At 39.1% G+C, this 16,948-nt stretch carries 16 protein-coding genes; 2 read left to right on the top strand and 14 right to left on the bottom strand.

The window, feature by feature from the left end:
* Positions 1-74: 74 nt before the first annotated feature.
* The 10 genes from BLQ87_RS14575 to BLQ87_RS14525 form a co-directional block, all read right to left on the bottom strand.
* Positions 75-446, bottom strand: a complete 372-nt coding sequence (locus BLQ87_RS14575; RefSeq protein WP_074608031.1) for an NADH-quinone oxidoreductase subunit A — start codon at positions 444-446, stop codon at positions 75-77.
* 83 nt (positions 447-529) lie between these two features.
* Positions 530-2,245, bottom strand: coding sequence for a tetratricopeptide repeat protein (locus BLQ87_RS14570; RefSeq protein ID WP_074608029.1), 1,716 nt, complete (start codon positions 2,243-2,245; stop codon positions 530-532).
* A 16-nt stretch (positions 2,246-2,261) separates the two neighbouring features.
* Positions 2,262-3,170 (bottom strand): PstS family phosphate ABC transporter substrate-binding protein, encoded by a 909-nt coding sequence (locus BLQ87_RS14565; RefSeq protein ID WP_074608027.1) that lies wholly within the window; start codon positions 3,168-3,170, stop codon positions 2,262-2,264.
* Between the two features lie 278 nt (positions 3,171-3,448).
* The gene (locus BLQ87_RS14555; RefSeq protein ID WP_074608023.1) at positions 3,449-4,270 is read right to left on the bottom strand and encodes an energy transducer TonB; all 822 of its coding nucleotides are present in this window, start codon (positions 4,268-4,270) and stop codon (positions 3,449-3,451) included.
* 31 nt (positions 4,271-4,301) lie between these two features.
* Entirely contained in the window at positions 4,302-4,838 is a 537-nt protein-coding gene (locus BLQ87_RS14550) for an ExbD/TolR family protein (RefSeq protein ID WP_074608021.1), read from the bottom strand.
* Positions 4,839-4,847: 9 nt separating this feature from the next.
* Positions 4,848-5,462 carry an ExbD/TolR family protein gene (locus BLQ87_RS14545; RefSeq protein WP_074608019.1) on the bottom strand — a complete coding sequence of 205 codons (615 nt, stop codon included), beginning with the start codon at positions 5,460-5,462 and terminating at the stop codon, positions 4,848-4,850.
* 86 nt (positions 5,463-5,548) lie between these two features.
* A complete protein-coding gene (locus tag BLQ87_RS14540) occupies positions 5,549-6,388 on the bottom strand; it encodes a MotA/TolQ/ExbB proton channel family protein (RefSeq protein ID WP_074608017.1) in 840 nt (279 codons plus the stop codon).
* 281 nt (positions 6,389-6,669) lie between these two features.
* Positions 6,670-8,274, bottom strand: a complete 1,605-nt coding sequence (gene pckA, locus BLQ87_RS14535; RefSeq protein WP_074608015.1) for a phosphoenolpyruvate carboxykinase (ATP) — start codon at positions 8,272-8,274, stop codon at positions 6,670-6,672.
* Between the two features lie 145 nt (positions 8,275-8,419).
* On the bottom strand, positions 8,420-8,773 hold the full coding sequence (locus tag BLQ87_RS14530) for a translation initiation factor (RefSeq protein WP_074608012.1): 354 nt from the start codon (positions 8,771-8,773) through the stop codon (positions 8,420-8,422).
* The gene (locus BLQ87_RS14525; RefSeq protein WP_074608010.1) at positions 8,763-9,653 is read right to left on the bottom strand and encodes a diacylglycerol/lipid kinase family protein; all 891 of its coding nucleotides are present in this window, start codon (positions 9,651-9,653) and stop codon (positions 8,763-8,765) included. The genes BLQ87_RS14530 and BLQ87_RS14525 overlap by 11 nt, the downstream gene beginning before the upstream one ends.
* A gap of 231 nt (positions 9,654-9,884) precedes the next feature.
* Here BLQ87_RS14525 and metK point away from each other — a divergent pair, with 231 nt between their 5' ends.
* On the top strand, positions 9,885-11,135 hold the full coding sequence (metK, locus tag BLQ87_RS14520; RefSeq protein ID WP_074608008.1) for a methionine adenosyltransferase: 1,251 nt from the start codon (positions 9,885-9,887) through the stop codon (positions 11,133-11,135).
* 93 nt (positions 11,136-11,228) lie between these two features.
* Here the strand turns inward: metK and BLQ87_RS14515 are convergent, their stop codons facing one another.
* Entirely contained in the window at positions 11,229-11,762 is a 534-nt protein-coding gene (locus BLQ87_RS14515) for an ExbD/TolR family protein (RefSeq protein WP_074608006.1), read from the bottom strand.
* A gap of 101 nt (positions 11,763-11,863) precedes the next feature.
* On the opposite strand from BLQ87_RS14515, the gene BLQ87_RS14510 reads away from it, so the two are divergent.
* Positions 11,864-12,211, top strand: a complete 348-nt coding sequence (locus tag BLQ87_RS14510; protein ID WP_074608929.1) for a hypothetical protein — start codon at positions 11,864-11,866, stop codon at positions 12,209-12,211.
* Between the two features lie 180 nt (positions 12,212-12,391).
* Here BLQ87_RS14510 and BLQ87_RS14505 read toward each other — a convergent pair whose 3' ends face one another.
* Genes BLQ87_RS14505 through BLQ87_RS14495 form a run of 3 tightly spaced genes read right to left on the bottom strand, consistent with a single transcriptional unit; the run spans position 12,392 to position 16,946 of the window.
* Positions 12,392-13,267, bottom strand: coding sequence for a discoidin domain-containing protein (locus BLQ87_RS14505; RefSeq protein ID WP_172664878.1), 876 nt, complete (start codon positions 13,265-13,267; stop codon positions 12,392-12,394).
* Between the two features lie 32 nt (positions 13,268-13,299).
* Positions 13,300-14,991 (bottom strand): LamG-like jellyroll fold domain-containing protein, encoded by a 1,692-nt coding sequence (locus BLQ87_RS14500; protein ID WP_074608002.1) that lies wholly within the window; start codon positions 14,989-14,991, stop codon positions 13,300-13,302.
* A gap of 23 nt (positions 14,992-15,014) precedes the next feature.
* Entirely contained in the window at positions 15,015-16,946 is a 1,932-nt protein-coding gene (locus BLQ87_RS14495; protein ID WP_074608000.1) for a M60 family metallopeptidase, read from the bottom strand.
* Positions 16,947-16,948: the final 2 nt, after the last annotated feature.

Raw genomic sequence — 16,948 nt, 5'->3', positions numbered from 1 at the left:
AATGAACCACAAATTTACAATATTTTGGAAGCAATTGACCTAAACTATGATCATTTAGAAACAATCTAAATAGGTTAATTCCAGTCTAAAGCTTTCTTTTTCAAAATGTAGATAAAACCAAGTAACAAGGTGCCCATGAAGATGAACATTTCGATCATACCGGTCATTCCAAGCTCTCTAAAGTTAACTGCCCATGGATACATGAAGATTACCTCCACGTCGAACAGAACGAACAGGATGGCGACTAAGAAGTACTTAATGGAGAATGGCTGACGCGCATTTCCAACGACTTTAATCCCGGCCTCGAAAGTTGATAATTTATCTGCAGTCTTTCTTTTAGGGCCTAAAAAATGAGTTGCGATCAAGGTAACGACAACAAATCCTAAAGCAACAATAACTTGAAATACAATAGGTAAAAAATCTACAGGTACACTTTGGGTTTCCATGACATTAAATTTGGGACAAAAATAAAAGAAAAAGGCAGGATAACAACCCTGCCTTTTTCTTTTATTTCAATTATTCGAAAATATTACTTTTTCTTTACCGGGCTTTTAGGCGCTGGTCCAGCTAATTGTTTTAAACGTTCCTGTGCTCCTGAGTTCTGAGGATCAATAGCAAGGGCTTTAGTCAGGTAATCTTTAGCTTTCACTTTATCAGTTTCAGCTAAGAAAGAACCCACATAAACATAAGCTTCAACAAGCTCTTTTGCAGCTCCGGTTGCCAACTCAGGTTTAGTTACGGTCACCAATTGAATCAATTGCTCATAATATGGTGCCGCTAACCATTTTGGATTCGCATCATCATCCAGGTATTTTGCAATACGCGCTCTGTAAGCATAAGCTGGAATAAAATCGTTCTTATTTTTAAGGATATTGGTAAAAGCAGAATCTGCATCGGCAAGAATCTTTCTGTCCGGATTCTTTTTCTCACGATAAAGTGTTGCATAGTTTACATACTTCGACACGCCCAGGTAATAGTGGTTTGTCAATGCATTTTTACCATTAGGGTTTGCTTTGATGGCAATCGCAAATACATCACCAGCTTTAGCGTAGTTTTTAGCTTTGAAAAGAGATGTCGCCACTTCTTCTAAAGCTTCTGCATTTGTAGAATCTTTCTCTACCGCTTTAACGATATTTTTTAATGCAAGACTGTCATTGCCATTTTGCATCAAAGCCCTTCCAAGATATAGATAATCGGAGGCTACAATACGTGAAGTATCTTTAACTTTCGCAAAGAAATCATTCATATACTCTAGACTCTTTGGATAGTTCTTATTTTCATAAGCAGAATAGCCACGTAATCTTGATACCACAAGACTTTTTGGATCGTTAGGATTCATTGTAGCCAGCTTGCTTGTTTCCTGCTCTAAAGTTTGGAAATCTTTCGCATAGAACAAGAATTGTGCATAACGAAGTTTTGATTCGTAAGACTGGTCAGTCAGGTCAAGGTACTTTTTATAATTAGTCAATGCCAAAGCAGATTTAGCCACTTGTTCGGTAGCAATCTGATTTGCCCATTGCATGTAAAGCTCTGCGATTTCTCTATAAGCAGGACCATAATTCGCATCTGCAGCAATCGCTTCTTTTAAGCGCTCCTCTGCTTCAGGAAATGCTCTTGATTCTGTATACATCCTTCCGATTTGAACTGTAGCTCTTAAAAGACCTGCATTAATGTTCAAAGCTCTCATATAATTTTGTAAAGCTTCAGAATTCTTTTTTTGCAAGGCATAATAATCACCTAATGCCAGGAAAGTCTCTGCATCTTTATCGTCTTTATCCAATTCATCTGCTTTTTGAAGGTAAGGCAGTGCTGAAGTGAAATCTGGCTTATCAGTGGCAATGTATGCTTTACCGATATATAGCTGTGGGATATAATCTTTTTTAGAAGATACTTCAACTGCTTTAGCAAAATTGGTGTTTGCTGAAGTTGGGTTATTAGAAAATAAATCAGCCTCTCCTAAACCAATATAGTTTAAAGCGTTTTTTGGATCAGCAGTAACGCCTTGTGTAAATACTGCTCTTGCAGAATCTACATAATCCATTCTTAGATAAACATCACCTAAATTAAAGTAATTTTCTCCTTTACTGGCTTGTGATTTCACCAATGCTTTAAGCATGGTGGTCGCTTTCTGGTACTGTTCGGCATCTATTGCCTTTTTTGCATCATTTAAGCTTTGAGCAAAAGAGGCAGAACCCATCACTACTAAACCTAAACCTAAGGTTATTGCTTTCTTTGTCATTTTCATGGTTCAAATATAAAATTTAGTTTGTATTCTTAAAATTAAATTCTCTCGGCATCATCTTATGTGGGCCCAGTCCTGATTTGAGTACAATCAGTTGCCCCCTCTGGCTTACTAACCAGTTTGCAAAACCTGTGCCTAAACCCTCACGTCCTTCTGCATTGATGATGTAAATGTTCCTTAAAAAAGGATAAATTCCGCTAATCAGATTTTTCTGATCAGGCTTGTAAAAAGTGCTATCCCCTTTCTTGCCGGGTAAATTTTTCAGGCCCATTACTTTTATTTTTGCAATCGACTCTGACATTTCTTTACTATTCGAGATCAGCCAGTTGACACCAACCACTCCAATAAAATCTTTTTTATCAGCAACGTACGTTATCACGTCATTATTGTTCTGCAAAGTATAAACTCCTTTTTTAGGAAGTTCCTTTATACCCGCCAGATCTTTAAAATATCGCAAAGTACTGGAATAAGCATTATCAAAAACCAATTGCTTCCCGTCCGTTGCAGTTCCTTTTAGAATTTCGATTACCTCTTTAACGGTAATATTGGTATCAATATTAGCCGCATTTGTGATCAGGGCAATCCCATCAATCGCAAATCTGGAAGTTTTAGGTACGATACTCCTGTTCCTGTACATCTTATCCTCCTCTGGCCTCAGCATTCGTGACAATATAATCACTCTTGTGCTATCGTTCAGAAAGGTAGGAATAATTTTGTTTTCATTCCCTTTAACAATGTTAAAAGTAGCATTAGGGTAATCTGCTTTAAAAACGTCAACCTGATCTCCCAAGACCCCGGAAAATGATTCGTCGACCAGAATTTTCACGCTCCCGGAGGTACGTGTTTCTTCCACGGCATTTTCCTTTTTTGCTTTGCGCTTGCAGGCTACAAATACAAATAACAATAATATCAGACTCAGGTGTTTCATTTGATTTCAGCTATATTTTGATGATGATGCCCAAATTGTAGAAATTAATCCTCTTTTGGATTGATCAACCGGGTAAATCTAATTGCAGCATAGGCGATTAACAAAAGCCCAAATAGGATACGGTAGGTTTTTTCGATTTCAAACGGAATATCTTTCCAGAAGATCAATAACAATCCCAAAATCAGATAAAACGTAAACATCACTAGGCCTAAAATGAACAGAAATCGCTGTTGAGGCGATTTCTGTTTAAATGTTTTCAAGTTAAACATTCTTTTATTCTATTGTGATAAGGTAAAGCTGATTGGAATATTGTACTTCACACGTACCGGTTTTCCGTTCTGAATACCTGGAGTCCAGCGTGGACTTGCTTTCAATACTCTGATTGCTTCCTCATCCGTACCACCACCTAGTTTTCTTTCAACTTTGATGTCGGTTAAGTCTCCATTTTTTTCTACTACGAAAGATAAGAACACTTTACCCTGAATGTTGTTTTCCTGGGCCATTGCCGGATATCTTACTGCTTTTTTCAAATAAGCATAAAATTTCTCCATACCTCCAGGGAAACCTGGCTGTGTTTCAATGCTCACAAAGTCATAAACCTTAGTATCTTCTACCACTGCTGCTTGTTTTGGACCATCTCCAACCGGACCGGCAATAACAATATCAGCTGTAGGATCACCTTCGATCGTTTTCTGACCAGGATCTGCTTTTTTCAAATCTTCGATCTGAACAGGTTCTTTATCTACTACCTCATTATCCGGTTTAACAATCGGAGGAGGGAATTTAATCTGATCCTGTTTCGGTGGCGGAGGCTCTACCGGTGGCGGTGGAGGGGTATCCGGATTCACCGGTGGCGGTGGTGCAACCACAACCTCTACTTGCTTGACCTCTTTGTCTTCGGGAAGACTGCCTTTGATCAAGCTAAAAATTTTAGGGGATACAAACGCAACTATAAAAATTGTAGATGCAATCAGTAAAGCTTTTGAGGTATTTGCGGCACTAGAACTACGAAGCTCATAAGCTCCATAACTTTTGTTCTTGTTTGCAAATACTACATCAAGCCATTCCCGTTTCAATAAATCTATTTTAGAACCTAACATAGCTTACTATTTAATATTATTAATTCTCTTATTATAAAATTCCAGCACCCTTCATGAAATCTTTTTCAGCATCAGTAATGTTCTCATCATCAATTGCAGGCGCAGTAGTGATCTTAGTGATCGCTAATTCGTCCATAATATCAACGAAGTTCTTATAGGTCGCTCCTGAAGTAGGTTTGATCACCATGATGATCTGTCTTCCGCCAGTTGTTTCTGCTACTTTCTTTTTATTATCTAATATTGATTTTCTCACATCGCTGAAACTTTCCACATTAGGAGTAGACTTCCCAGCCTCCCCCATGTACCAAGCTACTTTGTTGTTTTTTCCCAATAGAATGGTCATCGTCTCCGAAGCACGTAATTCGTTCTTTTCAGTAGACTTGTCATCTTTATCAGGCTTTGCAATATCCATTGCAATTGGTTTCGACAGGGAAGTGGTCAACATAAAGAAGGTGATCAGCAAGAAGGCCAAATCCACCATCGCCGTCAAATCGACTTTGGTATTCGCTTTCTTACTCCTTACTTTTTTGCCTTTTTTCCCCCCGCCGGAGGTATCTAATTCTGCCATAATATTTATCTATTTAGCATCGCCTTCGGCAGATGTGATTAAACTAAACTTGTTGATTTTTTGCTTCTGCAGAATATCTACGATTTTCTTTACTGCAGGATATTCTTCCTGAGCATCACCTTTGATACTTACACGCATCGAAGTACCGTGTAATTCCGCAACGGAAGTACGGGATTGCAAAATCCATTCCGCCAATTGATTGTTTGTTGAATCAGCAGGGATACCAGTAGCGATATTGGATTTAGTTCTCTCATCGCTGCTCATCATTATAAATTGCTTTAAACTCTGAACAGGTACTCCGAAAGCACCAATAACACCAAAACGTTCTCTCTCTTCAGGAGTGAATTTAATGCTGTATTTCTCACCCATTTTATCAAGGGTCGACATTTTAACGTCTTTCCCAACGATCTCATAAAACACTTTGCCTTTACCTATCGATAATATACCCATGTCCAAATCAGGAACTTTAAGTTTATAGGTCGATGAAGGGATAGTAACATCCAAAGGATCAGGCTGGCGTGCTGTTGCTGTTAAAATAAAGAAAGTAAGTAATAGGAAGGATACGTCGCACATGGCGGTCATATCTATCGCAGTACTCTTTCTTTGGACCTTTGCTCTTGGCATAATTTTAAAAATTATTGATGTATTTAACTAATGATGTTAATTCTTCCGGTTTTCCATAAAAGCCGGTAAAAAAAATACATTATTTTTTATTTATGCGTAGAAGCGTAAGTTTGGATGATGCTGAAACCTGCTTCATCAATTGCATAAGTTAATTTATCAATTTTTGAAGTCAAGATGTTGTACATGATAATTGCGAAAGTAGAAGTACCAATACCAGTTGCAGTGTTAATCAAAGCCTCAGAGATACCAGTTGCTAATGCAGCCTGATCCGGAGCACCAGAGTTAGCCAAACCACCGAAGGCCTTGATCATACCCGTTACTGTTCCTAATAGACCTGTTAATGTACCTACTGATACTAATGTTGCAATTACTGTTAAGTTTTGCTCTAACATTGGCATTTCTAATGTAGTTGCTTCTTCGATATCTTTCTGGATAGCTAAACATTTCTGATCTGTATCCATGTTAGGCTCAACTTCCATTTCTCTGTATTTTTTCAAACCAGATTTAATTACGTTAGCCACTGAACCTTGTTGTCTATCACACTCAGCCATAGCACCTTCGATGTTATTTGAGTTTAAAAGCGCCTGTACTTTTTTAACGAAAGCATCTAAGCTACCTTTACCTGTTGCTTTTCCAATAACAATCATACGCTCAATAGAGAATACAATAACCATTAAAAACATACCCATTAGTACCGGTACGATTACACCACCTTTGTAAGCCATACCTGCGTAGTTACCTACTTTTGGAAGTGTTTCGTGCAAATCCGGATCTGCACCATCAATGAAGTTATTTCTATCACCTAGAATAAACTTGAAAACAAGAATTCCGATAATGATACAAATAGGAATAGTTAATGTAGCGAATAAATTTGAAGCAGATGAGCTTTCTTTTTTAACTGTTGTTGGTTTTGGTGCGTTTGCCATTTTTTTTTAGTTTTTTAGTTTTTAGTACTTGTGTTTTTTTTAAATTTAGATTAATATTCTGTAATACACACAACGATCATTACAAACAATTGTTGTAAGAACAAATTTATAACTTTGATTTTAATTCCAAATTAAATAATCGTTAGTTCCTTCCCTTTGAGACATCTCCCCCCTGTCCGTATCGGCGTATATTAAAAAAGATTGTCTCGGTGTGGAGACAATCTTTCACAATTAAAACTAAAAAAAAATTGAAATGCAAATTTTTGAGCAAAAAAAATGCTTTAAGGTGCGTTTTCGACAACTTTAGGGAATGAAGCGAGCATTTCTTCACTTGCAAAAGCTTCAAACTGTTTAAAATTGTTGACAAATGCCAACGCAAGTTCATTTGCTTTCTGGTCATATTTTTTTCCATCTTCCCAGGTATTCTTAGGATGTAATATTTCTGATGGAACACCAGGACATGCTTCAGGAATTTGTAAACCAAAGATCGGATCTGCATTAAAGCTTTCATTTTCCAGTTCCCCTTTTAAGGCAGCCGTAATCATAGCCCTGGTATAAGCCAGTTTCATCCTTTTTCCAACGCCATAAGCACCACCGCTCCATCCAGTATTCACCAACCAGACATTTACGTCGTGCGCACGCATCTTTTCACCGAGAAGTGATGCATATTTTGTAGGATGTAAAGGCATGAATGCCTTACCAAAACACGCAGAAAACGTAAGTTGTGGCTCAGTAACACCTGCTTCTGTTCCTGCAACCTTCGCCGTATATCCTGAAATAAAATGGAACATAGCCTGTCCTGGAGTCAATTTTGAAATTGGCGGCAATACACCAAATGCATCTGCAGTCAGGAAAAACACATTTTTAGGAGTACCAGCAATAGAGGGAACTACTGCATTCTCAATATAATGAATCGGATAAGCAACCCTTGTATTTTCTGTTTTATCAATATTACTGAAATCTACGGTACGTGTTCCGGGAAAATAATTGGTATTCTCAATTAATGACCCAAACTTAATCGCTTTAAAAATCTGCGGTTCTTTTTCCTCAGTAAGGTCTACACACTTGGCATAACAGCCACCTTCAAAGTTGAAAATGGTTTCTTTACCCCAACCATGCTCATCGTCGCCAATAAGACCTCTTTCAGGATCTGCAGAAAGCGTTGTTTTTCCCGTTCCTGACAATCCAAAGAAGATGGCTGTATCACCTGCCTCGCCTACATTAGCAGAACAATGCATAGACAAGGTGTTTCTTTGTTCAGGGAGGATAAAATTAAGCACCGAAAAAATTCCTTTTTTTATCTCACCGGTATAGCCTGATCCTCCGATGAGGATCATTTTCCTGGAAAAATTCAATAAAGAGAAATTTCCCTGACGTGTCCCGTCAACGGCAGGATCTGCAAAAAATGTTGGAGCAGCGATGATGGTCCATTCCGGGGTTTCCACAACGTCTTCCTCTCCAAATCTTAGAAACAGGTTGTTTGCAAACAAATTCTGATAAGCAGTCTCTGTAACTACTCTGATCGTAGTTTTATAACTCTCATCCGCACAGGCGTAAGCATCCCTTACATAATATTTCTGCTGATTAAGGTGCGTAGTTACCTTCTCCAGAAGGGCATCAAAATTTTCAGGGCTAAATTTAATATTTATATCTCCCCACCAAACCGAGTCTTCTGTTAATTCATCGCAAACAATAAATCTGTCTTTTGGAGAACGACCGGTAAATTTACCTGTATCAATTGCCAATGCTCCGGTATCGGCAAGGGTTCCTTCTCCATTTTTTAAGGCCTCTTCAACCAATTGTGCTACATCAAGCTGGTATAAGGATTGATCTGAATTTAAATTCAAATAGCTCAAATCCGGCTTAAGCGTAAGTGCTTTGCTCATAAATAAATAAGTTAGTGAGGCAAAGTTATACAGATAAAAAGGGAAAAGCGGTGCTTTTGCAGGAAAAATTTTACTTATTGTGTCGTGTACACTAACACAAAAACAACTATAAATCAGACAATTACAAAATAATTAAGGCGATTTATCAGCCTCCTGATTTTTTGACTTTATATCCTTCTTTTTGAAGAAGTACCAAAACTTTGTCCCTAAAATCGCCTTGAATTAGGATCTCGCCGTCTTTTGCGGCCCCTCCTACTCCACATTTAGATTTTAACATTTTAGCCAGCGTCTCCAACGCTTCTGTCGTCCCGATAAAACCGGTAACCAGCGTTACGCCTTTTCCACCGCGGTTTTTCCTGTCCAGCATTACCCTCAGGTCTTGTTGTTGGTTAGGAAGCGGCTCATTTACATCTTCAGTTTCTGATTCATATATAAAGGAAGGATCTGTAGAAAACATAATCCCGCCAAAATCATTCAATATTTTCTTTTTAGCTTTCATAATCAGGTGTAATGATGTTTAATGACAATGGTACAATAGAAACATTTATTTCCTTGCCCATAAAAAAAGGTTCCCCATCAATATGGATGGCATCGTTAGACATTCTTTGAATACGGATTTCCCTTCCCTGAATGATCTCGACCATATTGGACTGATCAGCAGAACCATTCAGCATATGGTAAGCCAATACCGGAATTTTGTACATAGGAAACTCCTTAATGATGCAAACATCTAATAAACCATCTGTAATAGAAGCATTAGGTGCAATATGGGCATTATTTCCATACTGAGAAGAATTGGCAACACTGACCACAAATGCTTTTCTGATGTATTCTTTACCATCTATATATATATGATAGGTCTGTGGTTTATAATCCAGCATCTCTTTAAACCCGAGTTTCAGGTATCCTGAAAGTCCCCTGGATTTGTTTCCTGCAAAAACGGAGCTGATATGAGCATCAAATCCCATCCCCGCCATATTAAAAAAACATTTGTCATTAAATTTTGCGGTGTCGATTACCCGAACTTTACAATCATTGATCACTTTAATGGCCTGGGTGGTATTCATCGGGATTTTCAGGAACCTTGACAAACCATTCCCAGAGCCGAATGGAAGGATCCCAAGAATTTTATTTTGTTGCATCACCTTAGTTCCGATCTCATTGATGGTTCCGTCCCCACCAACAGCAACGATGATGTCGAAATTTTTACTCGCCGCTTCTTCCGCAATTTCTGAGGCATGACCAATATATTCCGTAAAGCTATAGTTCGCATTAAATTTGGAACGATCCAAATTCGCATCGATTAGCCCCGGAATCTTCAACTTATCTTTCCCTCCTGAGATGGGGTTGATAATAAATAAAATATTCGATTTTGACAAAATACTGGTTTAAATACGGTACAAAATAATTGATATTTTTTGACTATTTGAATATATATAGTAATTTTGCAACATTAAAGTGGACTGATTTGCGATGCTATCATCAAAAATAGCGGGATTGCAACCACGTAAAAAAAAGTGCTAACCTATTATTCACTTCATTTTACGACCTGTTTTACAGGATCAGAAGCCATTTTATATAATTGTTTATTACAAAATTAATTATTTAAGATGTCATACTTATTTACATCAGAATCTGTTTCCGAAGGTCATCCAGATAAGATCGCAGATCAAATCTCCGACGCATTAATTGATAATTTCCTTGCTTTTGACGCGGAGTCAAAGGTGGCATGTGAAACACTTGTTACAACTGGTCAGGTTATTTTAGCTGGTGAAGTAAAGTCCAAAACTTATCTTGATGTGCAGCAGATTGCACGTGATGTAATCAGAAAGATTGGTTATACGAAAAGTGAGTACATGTTCGAAGCAAACTCCTGCGGGATTCTTTCTGCGATACATGAACAATCTCAGGATATCAACCAGGGTGTTGACAGAAGCAGTAAAGAAGAACAAGGTGCAGGAGATCAGGGAATGATGTTTGGTTATGCAACTAACGAAACTGAAGACTATATGCCTTTAGCCCTTGACCTTTCTCATAAACTATTGCAGGAACTTGCCGCTTTAAGACGCGAAAATAACGAAATCACTTATTTACGTCCTGATGCAAAATCACAAGTAACCTTAGAATACGACGATAATAACAAGCCTGTCCGCATTGATGCCATTGTAATTTCTACTCAGCATGATGATTTTGATGAAGAATCCACCATGCTGGCAAAAATCAAAACAGATCTTGTGGCTATTCTGATCCCAAGAATTATTGCCAAATACCCTCAATATGCACATTTATTTAATGATGCAATTGAATACCATATCAACCCAACCGGTAAATTTGTGATCGGTGGACCACATGGTGATACCGGATTAACGGGCCGTAAAATCATCGTAGATACTTACGGCGGTAAAGGTGCACATGGTGGTGGTGCGTTCTCAGGAAAAGATCCAAGTAAAGTAGATAGAAGTGCAGCCTACGCTACACGTCATATCGCTAAAAACCTGGTAGCTGCAGGTGTTGCTGAAGAAATTCTTGTGCAAGTGAGCTATGCTATTGGTGTAGCGAAACCGATGGGAATCTACATTAACACTTACGGAACAGGAAAAGTAAACAAAACAGATGGCGAGATCGCTAAAATTGTGGAAGGTTTATTTGATATGCGTCCTTACTTTATTGAGCAACGCTTAAAATTAAGAAACCCAATTTATAGCGAAACTGCGGCTTATGGTCATATGGGTCGTAAATCTGAAACTGTTACTAAAACTTTCAGAACTCCAAACGGAGAAGAAAAAACAGTAACCGTAGAATTGTTTACCTGGGAAAAACTTGACTTCGTAGATAAAGTAAAAGCTGCATTTGCACTATAAGCATTAAAATCACGTTGAAAAAAGGCTGATTGAACATCGTAATTGTTCATTCAGCCTTTTTTGTTTGGGATCTGTTATGGTATTGCTCGGGTCTTACAGGCCAAGTTTTGCCAGCAAGGCAGCATCTTCTTTCAATAAATGACCATCATCTATCAAATAAGATTTCACATCGGTGATCTTCATTTCATCCAATGCATCTACAAAATTTTTATAGGTAGACTTTTCAGTAGGCTTAATGATCACCACCATAAATTTCGAAGGGTCATTACCATGTGTCTTCGCAATAGCCGACTTATTCCTGTTCAGGACCTCATGGATCGTAGCAAAGGTAGCTTTTTGAGGCTCCGACTTTCCTGCTTCGCCCCTATACCAAACGATATGATTTCCCTTTCCCAAAAGCAACGTAACTGTACGTGAGGCCGGATAAGGCTGACTGGGCACATTAATTACCGGCTTGGCTATCTCCATTGCCTGAGACTTAGACAACGACGTAGTGAGCATAAAAAAGGTGATTAAGAGAAAAGCTAGATCTACCATTGCAGTCAGGTCTACTGAAGGTACTGCTTTTCGGGTTCTGTTTTTTCCTTTCATGGCCTGGCCATTTTGAGGAACGTTTAAGGTTGCCATTGTGCTAAGTTTTAATCATGATGACAAATAGTGCTCAATTGCATAAACAAAAAACCATTTTCTTATCCCGTTGTTTAATTAAGTATAAAACATCAATCATTATGGAACAGCCGATAGAAATGAATACGCTTAGCCAGATTTTAGAAAAATTAAGGTTAAAAGGCCTGGATAACGAAATCAAGATGACCGATCATGGTAAAATGCAAGGTGTTGGCGCCAATAAAATCTACAACCCGGAAGATTTGTCCATTATAAAAACATACCGTTTTGAAGGAGCTTCAGATCCGGGTGATAATTCCGTCCTTTACTTATTAGAAGATAAAGACGGACAGATCGGATATATTTTAGATGCCTATGGCATGTACAGTTCACAAGAAGGAGCTGGGTTCGACGACTTCTTAAAGAAAATCCCTACTGCCGACAGAGATCTTCAGGAACTATTTACATAGTAGAATTATAAAATGCAAAAGGCCAATCAATGATTGGCCTTTTGCATTTTTAAGCGTTGTCTTTCATAGCACTTATGCCAAGAACGATCATACCATCAATGATGGTTAACACTAAGATCACCCATTCGTAAAGCTGCATATATTTTAATTTTTAATCATACAAAGCGGATGGACAGTAGTTTATTGTCTTGCGTAGGCTTCAAAATTACCAAGACAAGGATATGGAGAGCCCAATAACAACGTAATCTTAACATACCGGATGGCAGTTGCAGGACTAACAGCAAAAAGCTGTTCGGTGGTTATTTTTGGATTAAATGTCTTATCTGTTCCCCCTCCTATATTGGTAAAACCAATTCCATCTACGCTTCCTTCAAGCTTAAATTGGGTAAAGCCCTGATTTCCGTCATTATGCGCATTCAAACCTACCTTAGTAATCTTAATGGCCTGCTTCAGGTCAACAATTAACCAATGAGGGTAAGGATAAATTGGATCAAGATTATAATCTGACTGCCAAAAAGAAGGAGCTGAAGGGTTAGTAATACTTTTCAGGTCAACTGCATCCACAATATTCATAGCCCCATTTAGCTCTTCATCTGGATTGTTAATTTCACTCGATGCCGTAGCAGTCCACCCCGTTTTGGCTAGTTTAGCTTCCGGCTTTTGAACTGGCAACACGCCCATTAACCTTGTTGTCAACACCTTACCTCCAGTATTTGAAATGGCAATGGAGAAGTTGGTCAACTCAAAAATGGGAATCGTAACTGTACCATTTGCCGCTACATTATTGTCAACCAGCGTTTCCTTGTTAATGCCATCAATTGTATACTTAAATTTTAAAGTAACTGCCTTTTTCGAGGCATTTACCCATACAAACTTTGCACCTTCCAATACCGGAGAAATCTCAATACTGGCAGCTACCGTTTGGTAATTCGGATCCTCAGGAACGACTGCGGAAACCTCAGGAGTTTCAACTACAGGGGTTACCGGGTTCTTTTTACATGCCGTAAAAAGGGCAATGAGTAATACACCTGTATAAATTCCTTTTATTTTAATCATTTTCATCTTCATTTAAATTTGTAAATGGGCAGTTATTTGATAAACTCGATTTCGAAATTTGAAATCCATGAAACGCCATCCAACCCCCAACCAGATATAACAGGCACTTTTAACCAATAAAAAGTAAGGGCGGTTACATCTGCTCCTGTTGCAATAACAGACAAGGTGCCATCGGTAATATTCTGAGGGCTCCTGCTTCCGGGAATATCATTTCCTAAAGCGTCCCAGGTTCCACTTCCCTTCATTAGAAAGTTATAACCTGTCGGTGCAACGTTATTTATCACTGCGCCACCCCCATCGTCAAGAGGCCAATATCCGATCAGATTTGCATATTTCGGATGTTTAGTTACGTCTTTTAGTGCGATATTATCTTTAACTGTGGTCGCATCCAGAGCGACGTTGAAGTACTCAATATCTGCCGCATAAAAATCCAGATTACTACTGCCATCGATATTTTTATGCCCTATAGTTAAGGGACCAGTGGTACTTAAATCTTTTGCTGCAGTAATATTTCCGGTAGCCACCTGTAAGCCATCTGTATAAAGTGTAGCTGTTCTCACACCACCACTAAGTTTTACGGTCACAGTAATGGTATGCCATTTTCCATCAAAAACGGCATTTCCATTGATTTGATTTTTACCGGTTCCTCCATTTGCAGAGCCCCCAAAAATTACCGAATATTTTGTACCGTCTTGCATCATTGTCCAGCCGGTGGTAGTTCCACCAGAAACGCCGGTACTTTTTGAGAAAAAGCCAGGATAAGAATTACCAACATTCGATTTAATCTGCAACTGTACAGTAAAGTCCTTGTCTGTTCCGGCATTATACAATCCATTGTCGTTGTTTACTGTTGCGAAAGTAGAGGTCCCTTTGAAGTGCATGGTATTGAATCCTTCTTTAGAAACTCCTTTTTCTTTAAAGCTTGGATTCGAGCAGATCAGAAATCCAGGCTTAGAGTTGCTCTCATCGCCTCCCCGGTTCGTAGTTACAATAATCAGCCAATCTTCTTTAGCGTAATCTTTACGCTTCTTCAGCGCAGCGACCATCTCGCCAACATAGCCATCCGTTTTTTCAATAGCGCCCTTGTAGGCAGGTGCATCCGCAGCAAATCCACCTGCTTTACCAGCGGTTTTTACATCCCGAAAGTCAACAAAGACCATTCTTGCATTGTTATTCTGCAGGATGTTAACCGCAGAATCTTTAACCAAAGCATCGGTGGCATTTAAAATACGGTGATCTGAGTGTATCACGTATTTATTTAAGGCCACGTCTGTTGTGATGGTAACCGTTTTAAATTCTGGCCTTACATCCAGCATTCTGGAGAAAACTGAAGGGTAGTTGGTAATTACACTGTGATCGTCATCACTACCATTATGCGGAATATAGGTATCATCAACAATTTTATGTTTTGCCGAAGACACCCCGGTCAGCATACTTGCAATAGATCCTCCATCAGTAGGAATGGCATCTCTCAACACCGTGAAGCTATATTTCCCGGTTTTAATCAACGCGGCTATATTTGGAGGATTGATCGTTTTAATATCTGCACCTACTGCCCCATCAATGTTAATAACCAGAACCTTTCTTGTGGCCAGATTGGTTCCATTATCCCCATACTCTTCAAATACCTGGGGTGGGTTTTCATATCTCTTACAGGCATTAAAAACAGTTGCACTGATGATTAGTGCTCCGGTAAATAGCAATGTATTTTTTAGTTTCATCATGATTCTTTATGATTTAGAATGCATTAAGGTTGAATAATATTAAGCTCGGCAAGAGCTGCATTGCTATTATTTGCCCAGTTGTTCTTAATTACAATTTTATAATATCTGTTTGCTATCGTTGCCGGGAAGTTATAGTTGTTCCTTGCTCCAGCTGCGCTCCCGATTTGGAAAGTACCAATACTCACCCAATCGGTATTGTTTTCGCTTTTAAAGACTTCTATATCTTTTGGAACCTGACCGCTACTTGCCCTTGGAACAAAATACATCCCCTTAGCTGATTTAGCAGAACCTAAGTCTAAAAGTAGCGTATACGGCATCGTACCAAAAGGAGCTGAGGACCAACGGGAATGCCAGAAAGTAGCATTACTACCATCTATCATTGCAGTGGCCCTTCCATTTGTAGCACCTTCACCAGTTAATTCCTCTGAACTTGCCGTAATTTTAATCGGATCATATTTCTCCGTTCCGCCGGTTTTTGTGACTGGATTATAAGTCCATATTTTCTTATCGAGTAAGGGGAACATCTTTGCTATGCGGATAGTAGATTGTGAACTTAGCGCGATGCCCCAAGCTTCAAAGAAAGGTCTTAAATCTATCTTTGAGTATTCAGAAAAGCGTTCATAAACAAAGTCGTGCTTATCAAGATCTGTGTTTGAAAAACGCTGTGCATGTCTGGCTGCAGTATACAAATAAGGCATCGCATCGTAACCATAAATTCCAAAAATCTGAAGGAAAGGGATCATTCTGGCAAATGGATCATTTATCGCCGCTACCGAACCGTCAAAGTTTTTAGTACCGGCAGTTGCTGCGAAAGCAAGAGCAGGTTGCAGCCAGTCCACTCCATGCAGAACAGCGAAATTTACAGCATTCCTGTTGGCGACCTTAAAGTTGAAGAGATTGTTCGTGGTTTCACCCAGCGTACTCCAGCTCCATGTAGAAACCTGCTGACAATTGTGTCCGAATTCGTGATAGGTACCCCAGTTTGCGCCGTGTAACAACTGATCTATGCTCACAACACTATTGAACCATTCGTCGTCCATAGTCGCAACTACCGGCCAGCCGCTATGTCCGTACCCTACGGAAGGTTGAATATCCAGCACTTCTCTCCAGGCACCCTGTGGGCTTCTGTCTCTGGTATCGGCCGGATTATCAGAAAGCCCCATCCATTTATTGTAATCAAGCTCAAAAACATCATTCCATGCGGTCATCAAAGCCGTCGGATCGGTTAAAGGTTTCGCTGAAGCAAAATTTCTGATCAGGAAATCTCTTGGAATGAGAAAAACAATACGCTTGGTGCGCATCTCCAGCCATGGAACAGTAGATGCTTTTACTTCTTTAATCCAGGCATCATTAACACTTTGCCCCAGCACAAAATCAGGAGATTTTACTGCTCCGGTAATGGAAAATTCTACCGGTTGCGGGATACCGAAAGCCGCATTGATATAAATGGTACCTCCATACAAGTTTCTTACATAGTTATCTCCGGGATACAATTGCCTGTTCATCACAATAATCGGGTCTCGTTTTAAGTTTAGCTGACCGGTAAGGTTATCCGTATGTCCACCTACCTGCACACTTAAACCGTTAATTCCTGTGGGAACCACAATTTTGATCAACTCTCCGGCAGGTGCATAAAACCCCGTACTAAACTGAGGCATTGGTGCAGATTGTATCCGTAGTAAGTAGGAGTTGGATGCTGAAAAATTCAGATCCAGGGTAAACTTCAAATCTTTTACCCTTGGCTCAGTTGCTTCAACCATTCCTGGAAAAATACGTGCTCTGGAATAAAGTGAGCGGTCTACAATTGTCATAGCGGTATCTACAGTCTGCTGGCTTTCCGCTGTACTTGGTTTATTAACGCCGTCATCAAAATTGTAACGGTATTTTTCGCACGAGGCTAAAGTAAGTACACCTACAAATGCCAGTATTGTGTTAGAAAAAATGGTATTTTTCATAT

The sequence above is a fragment of the Pedobacter steynii genome (assembly GCF_900103665.1).
GTDB lineage: Bacteria > Bacteroidota > Bacteroidia > Sphingobacteriales > Sphingobacteriaceae > Pedobacter > Pedobacter steynii.
The sequence above is the reverse complement of the archived record's forward strand: the minus strand, read 5'-3'. Positions and strand labels throughout refer to the sequence as shown.